At 37.0% G+C, this 12519-nt stretch carries 8 protein-coding genes and 1 riboswitch; of the genes, 1 reads left to right on the forward strand and 7 read right to left on the reverse strand.

Going from position 1 to position 12519, the window contains the following annotated elements:
* The 7 genes from H9636_RS06795 to H9636_RS06825 form a co-directional block, all read right to left on the reverse strand.
* Positions 1-1128, reverse strand: coding sequence for a sensor histidine kinase (locus H9636_RS06795; protein ID WP_191706872.1), 1128 nt, complete (start codon positions 1126-1128; stop codon positions 1-3).
* Between the two features lie 163 nt (positions 1129-1291).
* Entirely contained in the window at positions 1292-2323 is a 1032-nt protein-coding gene (locus tag H9636_RS06800) for a fatty acid desaturase (protein WP_191706873.1), read from the reverse strand.
* Positions 2324-2501: 178 nt separating this feature from the next.
* A complete protein-coding gene (gene metH, locus H9636_RS06805; protein WP_191706874.1) occupies positions 2502-5933 on the reverse strand; it encodes a methionine synthase in 3432 nt (1143 codons plus the stop codon).
* Positions 5926-7770, reverse strand: a complete 1845-nt coding sequence (locus tag H9636_RS06810) for a bifunctional homocysteine S-methyltransferase/methylenetetrahydrofolate reductase (protein WP_191706875.1) — start codon at positions 7768-7770, stop codon at positions 5926-5928. The genes metH and H9636_RS06810 overlap by 8 nt, the downstream gene beginning before the upstream one ends.
* 102 nt (positions 7771-7872) lie before the next feature.
* Positions 7873-7973: riboswitch (SAM riboswitch) on the reverse strand.
* 81 nt (positions 7974-8054) lie between these two features.
* Positions 8055-9437, reverse strand: a complete 1383-nt coding sequence (gene hemG / locus H9636_RS06815; protein WP_191706876.1) for a protoporphyrinogen oxidase — start codon at positions 9435-9437, stop codon at positions 8055-8057.
* A gap of 204 nt (positions 9438-9641) precedes the next feature.
* Entirely contained in the window at positions 9642-10514 is an 873-nt protein-coding gene (locus H9636_RS06820; protein ID WP_191706877.1) for a tetratricopeptide repeat protein, read from the reverse strand.
* 41 nt (positions 10515-10555) lie between these two features.
* Positions 10556-11440, reverse strand: coding sequence for a LysR family transcriptional regulator (locus tag H9636_RS06825; protein WP_191706878.1), 885 nt, complete (start codon positions 11438-11440; stop codon positions 10556-10558).
* Between the two features lie 194 nt (positions 11441-11634).
* Here H9636_RS06825 and H9636_RS06830 point away from each other — a divergent pair, with 194 nt between their 5' ends.
* Positions 11635-12399: an alpha/beta hydrolase gene (locus H9636_RS06830; RefSeq protein WP_191706879.1), complete on the forward strand. Its 765-nt coding sequence runs from the start codon at positions 11635-11637 to the stop codon at positions 12397-12399.
* Positions 12400-12519 lie beyond the last annotated feature (120 nt).

Genomic DNA, 12519 nt, shown 5'->3' on the forward strand with positions numbered 1-12519 from the left:
TCATTCACTCCCTTTCTGATGGGTAATCGTTAGCGGTACACTAATTAAAACTTTCGTACCCTCTCGATTTTCAAAAGTAACCGTCCCATTAATAAATTCCAAACGTTCTTGCATACCCCTTAACCCATTTCCAGCTAAATTTAACTTTTCGTTAAAACCTTTCCCGTTATCATAGATTGTTAATAAAACTTCGTTATGATTTTTTTCTATTTTTATTGTACATTTTTTTGCATTACTATGTTTCACTACATTCGTAACTGCCTCTTTTAAACACATACTTAACACACTTTCGACTAAAACAGGAAGTTGTAATTCATTACTATCTCCACTTATTTCATAGTCAATTTCTGCTGCTTTTAAAATTTCTTCTACCCTAACGATCTCTTCATGAAGTTTCGTTGCCCGCATATCAGATACAAGTTCTCTAACTTCTTTCAACGCTATACTTGCTGTATGGCGTATATCTTTAATTTCTTGAATAGCTTGTTCTGGGTTTTTCGTCACAAGACGACTAGCTAAATCACTTTTTAAACCAATCATAGAAAGTTTTTGTCCTAGTGTATCATGAAGGTCACGGGCAATCCGTTGACGCTCCTCGTGAATAATTAATTCCGCAATACGCTCGTTAGCTGTTTCAAGTTGACCTTGCAATTTCTCCCGTTTGTTTCGGCTATATAATGTGAAGGGCAATAGGACGACCCCTACAACTGTAATAATGATAAAAGGTGTTTGAGATAAAAATAAATTTAAATCAATAAAGTACCCAGCCACAATCGATAAAATCGTAAAGCCAATATGTAAACCATACATAATGTAAAAACCAACCGGATTACGAATATTTCCGATGAAAAAAGCGGTAAATAATGATAAATACACATAACCAAACATTAATGTCATGGCAATATTTAATACCATTTCAAAACTAACCCACATATAAACTAAGCCATTTTTAGCATTAAAAGAAAATCGGTGGGATAAGAAATAAAGCAAAATTAAAATGACCCCTATGTTTATTTGAACAAAGGAAAAAGACTTAATAATGAAATAAAAGGGCAAAATACAAAAAATAATCCATACATAAATACTGATCCATGGATTTTTCGGTAAAATTGTATACCAGCTGTGCATGACATTCCTCACACTTCTTATAGTTTCGAATCTTTACTATCGGTTTGGTTTTATTATCATTATAACAAAATCACGGTGTTGCTCTATAAGACCAACACCGCAAATTTCACACCTTTATTTTACTCATAAATAATAACCCCAATGCATCTCCAACCGTTTTCCCCTATGCTTGAACCGATTTATTTTTCACTCTTGCCGTTTCATCTACTTCTTTAAATGAAACAAACTTTTTATTTTTTGGATCATATAATTTATAACGAATAGATTCAAGACTTCTTTTCAGCGTAATCGTTGTCGCCTGTTGAAGTGGCGGAATGGATTCATGGGCTGCCTCTAAATGATAATTCGGTACCCGTGGTGCCAAATGATGGACATGATGGAACCCAATATTTCCAGTCACCCATTGTAAAACTTTTGGTAATTTATAATAGGAACTACCATCCACTGCTGCTTTGACATAATCCCATTCGGAATTGTATTCAAAATACGAATCTTCGTAAGTATGTTGAATGTAAAATAACCAAATGCCGAGGGATCCAGCAATAAATAAAGTAAGACCATGCACTAATAAAAACGTTTGCCAACCAAACACGAGTATAAGCGTTGCACAAAGAATTAATAATACGGCATTCGCAAAGTGTGTGTTCATACGTTCTTTTTTCTTTGCGTCTTTTCGATTAACGCGATTTAACACTAACACCATATATAAAGGACCTAACCCGAACATAACGAGAGGATTACGATATAATCGGTATGCAAAACGACCAAGCTTAGACTTCTCTAAATACTCATCCACTGTTAACATATCGATATCACCAATTCCGCGCTTATCTAGATTAGAACTCGTCGCATGGTGAATCGTATGTTCCCTTTTCCATTTTTCATAAGGAAAAGATGTTAGTATCCCCGTTATATTTCCAACTAAATCATTCGCTTTTTTACTTTTAAAAAATGAACCGTGTGTACAATCGTGGAAAATGATAAACGTTCGAACAACAAAACCAGCGGCAACAATACTACAAGCTACAGTGAACCAAGGCGAAAATTGTAATAAGTAATAACCAGCACCCCAAATAACAAGTAGGGGAACAATTGTGTTGATTATCTGAAAAATACTCGTTTTTGTTTCAGACTTCGCAAAAGGCGCTACTTCTTTACGTAATTGCTTTGTTTTTTCAGCATCCGTCTTAGCCAATGAAATACCCTCTTCCTCTTTTAATATCTACAACTATTTTAAAAAAAGAGGACTATTCTTAACAGAAGCAAACATCATATATAACTGATTACAAATGTCATATGACATGGTACTAAATAGGAAAAAGTTATCCTAAATATACCATTTAGGATAACTTTAACCAGATCAACTATTACATTTATACATTAAAATAGCGAGCATCTGGGTGGGCAAACACAATTGCAGAAACACTTGCTTCTGGCTCCATCATGTAACCTTCCGTTAATTGAACACCAATTTGTTCCGGCTTCAATAGTTTAAATAACTTCTCTTGGTCTTCTAGGTTTGGACATGCAGGATAGCCAAAGGAAAAACGTTGACCTTGATATTTTGCTGCAAAACGTTCTCGCATTGTAAAATCAGTTGCATCGGGGAAGCCCCAAACGTCACGTATTTCTTGATGAATCCTTTCCGCAAAACCTTCTGCCAACTCTAATGCCGTTGCAAGAAGAGCATGACTTTCTAAAAATTTACCATCTTTCTTTAATTCGTCTGCCACATTTTTCACGCCATGACCTGCCGTTACAACCATTAATGCGACATAATCCATCTCGCCGCTTTCTACCGTTTTCAAAAAGTCGGCTAAGCATAGGAATGGTGCTTCTTTCTGACGCGGAAAATGGAATCGTTCAATTTCATGATTATGATCTTCCGGGCTATAAATGACCACATCATCTCCATCTGCCTGGGCAGGGAAAAATTGATACATACCTGATGGTGTTAATAAATCAGAACGTAAATAATCATTTACTAATTCATGGAGTTCGGTCGCCCTTTCATCCTTTTCAGCTAAAAGTTTTTCCACATTTCCCTTTAGCCCTAAATGATGCCCTATTAAAGTACGCATATTCACATATGGGTGTAAATGGGCTACTGAATAGTTTCGTTTAATATGTTGCACTAAATCCTTCGGTATATAAACTGGAGCATCCCGAACTGTTCGAACAGGCTTTTCCATCACGGTTACTTGGGGACGAGCTGCTCGTTTTTCATCAGCAAGAAGTCTTTTTTCACGGGATTGTTGAAGTTCTTGAATAAACGATTCCCGCTCATGCACATCCATTAAACGGTTCGCATGATCCAATCCTTGCATAGCATCCTTCGAATAAATGACTGGTCCATCATATTGGGCAGCAATTTTCGTTTCCGTAAAACGTTTCGATAATGCAGCTCCACCAACTAAAATCGGTACATTAATACCCGCTTCTTTAAAGTCTTGTGCTGTTAACACCATTTGTTGAGCAGATTTTACAAGCAACCCAGAAAGCCCTACAAAATCAGGATTTTCCCTTCTAATCGCTTCAATTAATTCCGCCGGTGTCACTTTAATCCCGAGGTCCACCACTTTATAGCCGTTGTTACTTAAAATAATGTCCACCAAATTTTTACCAATATCGTGAACATCCCCTTTTACCGTTGCTAAAACGACTTTCCCTTTTCCTGAGCTATCTTCATTTTTCTCCATATACTGTTCTAGGTGGGCTACAGCTGCTTTCATTACACCTGCACTTTGTAATACTTCCGCAACGATTAGTTGGTTATCATTAAATAGACGACCTACCTCTGCCATCCCTGCCATTAATGGTCCGTTAATAATATCTAACGGGGTATTAAAAATTTTCCTCGCTTCTTCTAAATCGGGAATTAACCCTTCCTTAGTTCCCTCAATGATGTAATAAGCAAGTCGTTCCTCCACCGTGTCCGGAATATTTGCCTCAGACTTTTCCTTTTTCTTATCTCGATAAAAGTCTGTAAATACCGCCAATGTTTCATCGTTTGTATGGAAAATTAAATCGTTAGCTAATTTAATTTCCTCTTCTGGTATCGATGCGTAACGTTCTAATTTTTCCGTGTTTACAATGGCGTAGTCTAAACCGGCTTGCGTACAATGATATAAAAACACTGCATTTAATACTTCTCGTCCTACTGGAGGTAACCCAAAGGATACGTTACTTACCCCTAATACTGTTAATGTATTAGGATAGTTTTCTTTTATTAAGCGGATTCCTTCTATTGTTTCCTCAGCAGCACCAATATATTGTTCATCACCTGTACCGACTGGGAATACTAACGGGTCAAAAATAATATCTTCAGGAGCAAGCCCCCATTTTTCAGTTAATAATTGATAGGAACGAGCGGCCACTTCTAATTTACGATGGCGATCGACTGCCATCCCCTTTTCATCAATCGTTCCGACAACAACTGATGCACCATATTTTTTCACAATTGGCATGACGGCGTCGAAACGTTCTTCCCCGTCTTCCAAGTTAATCGAGTTAATAATGGCTTTCCCTTGGGAATATTTCAAAGCTTCTTCTATTACGTGTTCATCTGTGGAGTCGATCACTAACGGGACCTTTACCTTTTTTACAACCTCTTCCATAAAATTACGCATATCTTCTAGTTCATCGCGGTCTGGATTCGCTAAACAAACATCAATTACATGGGCACCATTTTTCACCTGTGCACGGGCAATTTCAGCAGCTTCCTCAAATTTCCCTTCAATAATTAATCGTTTAAATTTACGAGAACCGATGACATTCGTTCTCTCACCGATAAACAGCGGGCGCATAGAATCGTCATATTGGAGTGATTCAATACCTGATACAACATGACCATGGGTTTTATTAGGTAATGGACGTGGCTCATATCCTTCAACCGCTGTGCGAATCGCTTGAATATGGTCGGGAGTAGTACCACAACAACCACCAACTAAATTAAGCCATCCCTTTTCTGCAAAGCCTCGAAGTTTTATCGATAACGATTCAGGGGTCTCATGATAATGACCTTCCTCATCAGGCAACCCAGCATTAGGGTAGCAACTAATATAACTTGTTGATAAATCTGCTAATGAACGAATATGATCTGTCATAAACTCCGGACCTGTCGCACAGTTTAAACCGATTGAAAGAGGTTTAATATGTTCAATGGAAATATAAAAGGCTTCAATTGTTTGACCCGCTAATGTTGTACCCATTGGCTCAATCGTAGCTGATATCATAATCGGGAGTTCTTTCTCCGTTTCTCGAAATGCCTGATTGATTCCTAAAGAAGCAGCTTTTACATTTAACATATCTTGACTTGTTTCAAGTAAAAGTAAATGGCACCCAGCTTCAATTAATGCTTTCGCTTGCACATAAAAGTTTTCCGAAAGTTCATCAAAAGTAATGCCGCCTGTTACCGAAAGGGTTTTCGTAGTCGGCCCAATCGCGCCCGCAACAAAACGTGGCCATTCGGGAGTAGAATATGCTTCAACTGCTTCTAGCGCTAATTCAACTGCTCGTTTATTGATTTCTTCTGCCTTTTCACCAAGTCCGTATTCGTTTAAAACAAGCGGCGTTCCCCCAAATGTATTTGTACAAATAATATCTGCACCTGCTTTTAAATAACCTAGATGAATATTTTTTACGACGTCAGGCCTTGTTAGAACTAAATTTTCATTACAACCTTCTAAAGCTTCCCCACCAAAGTCTTCAGCTGATAAGTTTTCTCGTTGTAACATCGTTCCCATTGCACCATCGATAATTAATATTCGTTTTTGCAATTGTTCCTCAATCAGATGGTTAAGCATTTACTTTTACTCCTTTGTTTTGCTCATCAAGTTGTTTGATATATTGCATTAATTGGATTGTTAAATCGTAGCGTAAAAATGGCGTGATTAAATAAATTCCATTAAAACGACTAACCGCTGTATCAAGTAATTCCCTAGCAATTGCTACCCCTTCTTTAGCTTCTAGAACTTTATCACCTTCACAAGCTTTCATTCTTTCTAATACTTCATCTGATAATTTAATTCCCGGCACTTCATGGTGTAAAAATTCCGCGCTTCTAAAACTTGTTAAAGGCATAATTCCAATATAAATAGGAGTATCCAAATGTTTCGTTGCTTCGTAAATTTCCTCAATTTTTTCCTTTGAATAGACCGGTTGAGAAATAAAATAATCTGCTCCGTGTTCGATTTTTTTCTCAAGCCTACTAACTGCTCTATCCAATACCCGGACATTTGGGTTAAAGGCGGCTGCGACGGAAAAATTCGCTTTTTTACGCAACACTTTACCAGAGAAGGAGATGCCTTCATTTAATTGTTTTATTAGAGAGATTAACTCCATGGATGAAACATCATAGACGCTAGTAGCACCCGGGAAATCCCCAACCTTTGTTGGATCCCCTGTCACCGCTAAAACATCGTGTAGGCCAACAGCATTTAGTCCCATTAAGTGGGATTGTAATCCAATTAAGTTGCGGTCACGACAAGTAATGTGTGGCATAACTCGGATATCGTGTTGCAATTTTAATATAGAGCCCATTGCGATATTACTAACACGAGGAGATGCTAAAGAATTATCGGCCATCATAATGATATCCGCCCCTTCGTTATAGAGCGCCTTGGCCCCTTCCACAAAAGTATTGATTTCCAAATGTCTCGGTGTATCAAGTTCAACAATGACCGACCGTTCACGCTTTACCTTTTCATGTAACGGTTCTGCATTTCTCGGTTCCGCCTCTTGAATGACGATTTCTTGAAACGGCTTTGCTTCTTTCGTAATGATTGGGTTTAAGTTTACTAGCAGCTTTTTCGCCGCTTCAATATGTTTTGGTGTCGTACCACAACAACCGCCAATTAAACGGACACCTTGGTTGCGTAGTTGCACTGCTGCTCGAGCAAAATAATCCGCTTCCGATTCGTAAATTACTTTCCCTTCTTCGATAGCTAGCAATGAAGCATTGGGATAGGCGGATAAAAATGCCCTCTCTGGAAGTTCTACACCTTCAAAGGCTTGAATCGTGTGATGGGGGCCTAATCGACAATTTACCCCGACGATATCCGCTCCTATCTTTTCTAATTGTTGTAAGGCTACATTTAATTTCAAACCATTTTGTAAAACGCCAGGATCATGCATTGAGACTTGGGCAATAATTGGCATATTGGTGATGGAACGAAGCATTTTGATTGTTTCCGAAAGTTCCTTGAAGTCATAATATGTCTCTAGTAATAAACCATCAATTTGACCATCAATTAATACAGTCGCTTGTTCACGAATTGCCGTTAAAATTTCTTCAAGGGTTGTATCGCTTTTTCTTACACCGCGAATCCCTCCGATTGAACCGATGACAAATTGTCCGCCATTGGCTGCCTTTTTTGCTAGGGCAATGGCAGCCTCATTGATTTCTACCACTTTCGATTCTAGTCCGTACCGTGCTAGTTTAATGGCATTGGCACCATATGTATTTGTTTGAATAACATCCGCACCTGCTGCAATATATTCACCATGAATTTTTTCAATCACATCCGGTCTAATAATATTCATTTCTTCATGACAATTATCAAGACCATAGGAATATAAAAGTGTCCCCATCGCTCCATCAGCGGTTAACACCTTTGACTTTAACGCTTCAAGTAGTCCCATTTTTTCTCAACCCCCACCTATTACTTTCAAAAATTTCAGTTTATTTATATAAAATAAAAAGCCTTCTTTATGAAAAGAAGGCTAATAATCCAATGATTTTCCTCCTTATCTTCCGGCTTTTCGCCTGCTGGATTTAGCACCTTACTTGAAAGTTGGTTGCTGAAGCTTCATTGGGCCAGTCCCTCTGCTTCTCTTGATAAGAAATTATTTAAAAATTTTTAATATTAGATTGTATAATATCTTGAAAAAAGGGTTTCGTCAATACGTTTTTAACCATTCATTGATTATAAAACTTCTAACACTTTTTTCGCTGTCTTTTTCCCGTTTTCAATACACGCACCAATTCCTACACCAAAATAGGAGCATCCCGCGATAAACAGATTTGGATACTTTCGATTTAATTCATTTACAACGACTTGCAAAGCTTCATTATGGGCAATATCATATTTCGGCATTTGGTTAATCCACTTTTTAATATTCACCACAACTGGTTGCTCTTCAATATTTAAGCTTAGTTTGACATCTTCTAATGCAACTTTTGTTAGCTCTTCTTCTGACATAGAAGCTAACTCTTCATATCTCGGATTATTATTTTTATAGAAAAGTCGAACGAGTAATTGACCGTTCTTTGATGTATGTTTCCATTTACGACTTGTCCAAGTAGAAGCATTACAAACTAAATCACTATTATGGGATACGATAAATCCAGTGCCATCTGCAGGGAGAACTGAATCTGGAATATCAAATCCTAAATACATTGTAATAGCTGAACCATTTGTAAACTTCTCTAGTTGTCCATCAAGTTCTTGATCATTTAACACATTTTTTACAACTGTATTCGGTACGGCTAATACAACGACATCCGCTTGAATTATCTCACCATTTGAAAATACCACTTCATATCCGTTATCGTTTTTCAATACACTTGTCGTTTCTGTATTTTTATAAAATTCCACTTGTGGAAGCATCTCTTCTAATCGATTGATAAGAGAGGACAACCCATTTTTGAAAGAGATAAACTTTTTATTCGCCGCTTTTTCAAATTGTTCTCTATGGGCTTCAAATCCTTTCATTATACTGCCGTATTCATTTTTATAATCCACTAAATAGGGCAATGTGGAAGCAAGGGATAATTGATATAAATCTCCCGAATAAACACCAGCTAATACAGGAGCAATTTGCTTCTCAACAATTTCTTTTCCTAAAAAGTACTCTAAAAACTCCCCAATGGAGCTTTCTTTTGTGAAACTTGTATTGGGGATTTCACTATCTTCTAAAACGCGTTTTTTTCCTTCTTCAGAAATTAACGTACTTGCCTTTAACGATTCAATACTCATCGGAATTCCAAAGGTAGATCCTGCTGGTATGGCGTGTAATTCATTATTTGTATGAATATAAGATACTCCCGTTTCGTTATATACTAGCTCTGATTCAAAGTCTAAATCGGAAATGAGTTCAAGCACACTTGGATGCCGCGCAACAATGGAATCTGCCCCTGTTTCCATAATGAATCCTTTTTCCTCAACACTATGCATTTTGCCACCTAAATAGGGATTTTTCTCAGCTAGAATGTAACGTACCGATTCACCTTCTTTAGCTTGGCGGATTAAATAGTGCATCGTACATAACCCTGTTATTCCTCCTCCAACTACAACAACTGTTTTCATCATGCCAACTCCCTAACCGTTCAAAATATTTATATTAGTAACTTTATCTTTACATACGTTTTAGTTCCTCTACAAATTTAGCACAACAAAGATGGACGAACAAATTGTCTGCTATACAAAAAAGAGATTTCTTTCAATGAACTGCCTTAACCCATTAGATAAATAAAGACCGTTCAAAAAAGAAATCCCTTTCCATTATTCTATTTACTCCGAAATATCCATTTGATGCATTGCCGCTTTACGCCATTTAGTCGCTTCTTTTTTATCCTTCGGAACATCTAAACCTAATTCATAAATACTTGCGATATTTAATTTCGCTTGGTAATCTCCAAGCAGCGCTGCTCTTTTATAATAATAAAGTGCCTTTTTACCATTCCTCGGTACTCCCATTCCATTTTCATATAAAAAGCCGAGATTATAAATGGAATCGATATGGTGGGATTTGGCAGCTCGTTCAAACCATTGTAAAGCTTGAGGCACATCCTTTTCTTGTCCAAGTAATCCGTCTAAAAATATTGACCCTACTCGATATTGTGCTTCCTCATAACCACCATCAGCAGATTTTACATAATATTGAAAGGCACTTTCCTCATCTACCTTTACACCAATCCCTTGCTCATACATAATACCAAGCGTATACATTGCTTCTACTACATGATTTGATGCAGCAAATTTAAACCAGTGTAAAGCTTCTTTTTCGTTCACGGAAACCCCTTCACCGTTCAAATACATGTCAGCTAAATTATTCGCAGCATCAGCGTGTCCTTCTTCAGCTGCTTTTTTATAATATTCGAATGCCTTCTGAACATTTTCTTCCACCCCTAATCCTTCAAAATAACAATTTCCCAGCTCATACATCGCTTGTAAGTCCCCTAAATTGGCTGCTTCATTTAACCAATGGATTGAACTACTAAATTGTTCTATATGACGATAGATATTAGAAATCTCCAGAATTGCATGAACACTCCCACCTATAGCAAGGTCGTATAAATTTAATGCATCTTCTATTTCCTCTATGTGAAATAAATCGGGATAATTTTTCAATAATTTCTCAAACGTTGCACGATTATGAACCACTATGATCTACACCTTTAAATAGATTTAATATAGGATACCCATTACTTTTCTTTAAAATATTCGACTAAGTAATTTTTAAATTGATTTGCGGCAGGAGACAAATACCGATTAGCTGCCCATGAAACACCAATTTTCCTTTCACATATCGGCTCACTAACACGGATTTTGCAAACATTATAGTCATTTAATCCTTTCACATTCGGAATTAACGAAACTCCTAAACCAGCACCAACGAACCCGGCAACAGTATGCATCTCCTCAGCTGCAAAGGTAATGTTTGTTGTAATCCCTGCTTCTTTAAACAACTTATCAACAATTAGACGTAAAGCATTTCCCCGTTTAATCGAAATAAAGGGTTCATCTTTAATTTCTTCAAGTTTAATGGACTCTCGATTTGCAAAGCGATGATTTTTCGGAACAATTACAAATAGCTCCTCACTCCATAGCTCAATCCAGTCAATTTCGATCGTCTTGGATCTAATTCGTTGGGATAAACATAAATCAATTTGTCCTTCTTCTAACCACTTCAATAAATTATAAGATGCTGCTTGGGTTAGGGTAAATTTCATATTTGGATATCTTTCTGGAACATGGGCCATCAACTCTGGTACTACTTCCATTCCAAGGGTATGTATAAATCCAAAGGCAACTTCACCAAACCCAGGCATCACTAACCCACCGATTTCTTCCTTTGCTTTATCAAACTCCTCTAAAATGATATCAACACTATTTAAAAACAGCTTGCCGTAACGGTTCAAACTGATGGACCGTCCTTGCCGATCAAAAAGAGGTACGCCTATTTCTTGTTCTATATTGGAGATGGATTTACTTAATGCAGGTTGTGAGATATTTAGCTTTTCTGCCGCTTGTGTCATATGCTGCATTTCTGCTACCGTCTTAAAATATTCGAGCTGCTGAATTTCCATTATGGTATCCCTCTCTTTAATTGATAACTATTTGGAATGATTATGATAAAAACAATAAATTGTACTTATGTATTGTTAACACTATAATAATGTTAAACATCAAGTTTGCATATCAAATTTCAAATAAAAAAACAACACTTTGCATAAAAATTTCTCATGTTTGTCACAACTAAGTATTAAAGGAGTCTATTAAAATGAAAATCATTCCTCCAAAACCATTTACGATTGAGAAAGGTAACCGTGCCGTTCTTTTACTTCATGGTTTTACAGGAAACACAAACGACGTAAAACGATTAGGAAGATATTTATCTGACCGCAACTATACTGTACACGCACCATTGTATAAAGGACATGGTGGTGACCCAAATACACTCATCCAAACAAACCCAATCGAATGGTGGAACAGTGCATTAGAAGGGTATGACGAGTTAAGAAAATTAGGCTACGAAGAAATCGCTGTTGCTGGTGTATCCCTTGGTGGCATCTTCTCTTTAAAATTAGGTGAAGAACGCCCTACAAAGGCAATCGTTACAATGTCAGCTCCTGCTTTAGCAAAAAGTGTAGAAAGTTTACAAGATCGTATTATCGATTATACGATTAAATATAAAAAATTAGCTGGAACATATGATGAACAAACGGATCAGCCACAAGAGCTAGCAAAAAAATTCCGCATGCCATCTTTAGAATATTTACAAGGTATGATTAACGAAACAAGTGCCAAACTTCCAGAAATCCAAGCACCTGTTCACATATTACGTGGTCTTCGTGATGACGATTATTATTGTCAAAGTGCTGACTTAATATATAACTCTGTAAAATCTCGCATTAAGTCCGTTAAAAGCTTTATCAATTCAGGTCATATTTTAACCCTTGATAAAGAAAAAGAACTGGTATTTGAAGAAGTATATCGTTTCTTTGAAGGACTTCAATGGAGCGATAAAAAAAATCCAGTTTCATGATATGAAATGAAGAAAAGTTGTCTATATTAATAACGTATCCCCTAGCAAATTTTTGTGGCAACGGTAAACCCAGACCCACAAATTCCCCAATTTGCTATAAAATATATGTCCAAGTGACAT

It is taken from the genome of Ureibacillus galli (assembly GCF_014836845.1).
GTDB lineage: Bacteria > Bacillota > Bacilli > Bacillales_A > Planococcaceae > Ureibacillus > Ureibacillus galli.

Coding starts and splice junctions, on each gene's coding strand:
- H9636_RS06795 (WP_191706872.1), bottom strand. CDS start 1,128: ATGCACAGCTGGTATACAATTTTACCGAAAAATCCATGGATCAGTATT.
- metH (WP_191706874.1), bottom strand. CDS start 5,933: ATGCTTAACCATCTGATTGAGGAACAATTGCAAAAACGAATATTAATT.
- H9636_RS06810 (WP_191706875.1), bottom strand. CDS start 7,770: ATGGGACTACTTGAAGCGTTAAAGTCAAAGGTGTTAACCGCTGATGGA.
- hemG (WP_191706876.1), bottom strand. CDS start 9,437: ATGAAAACAGTTGTTGTAGTTGGAGGAGGAATAACAGGGTTATGTACG.
- H9636_RS06825 (WP_191706878.1), bottom strand. CDS start 11,440: ATGGAAATTCAGCAGCTCGAATATTTTAAGACGGTAGCAGAAATGCAG.
- H9636_RS06830 (WP_191706879.1), top strand. CDS start 11,635: ATGAAAATCATTCCTCCAAAACCATTTACGATTGAGAAAGGTAACCGT.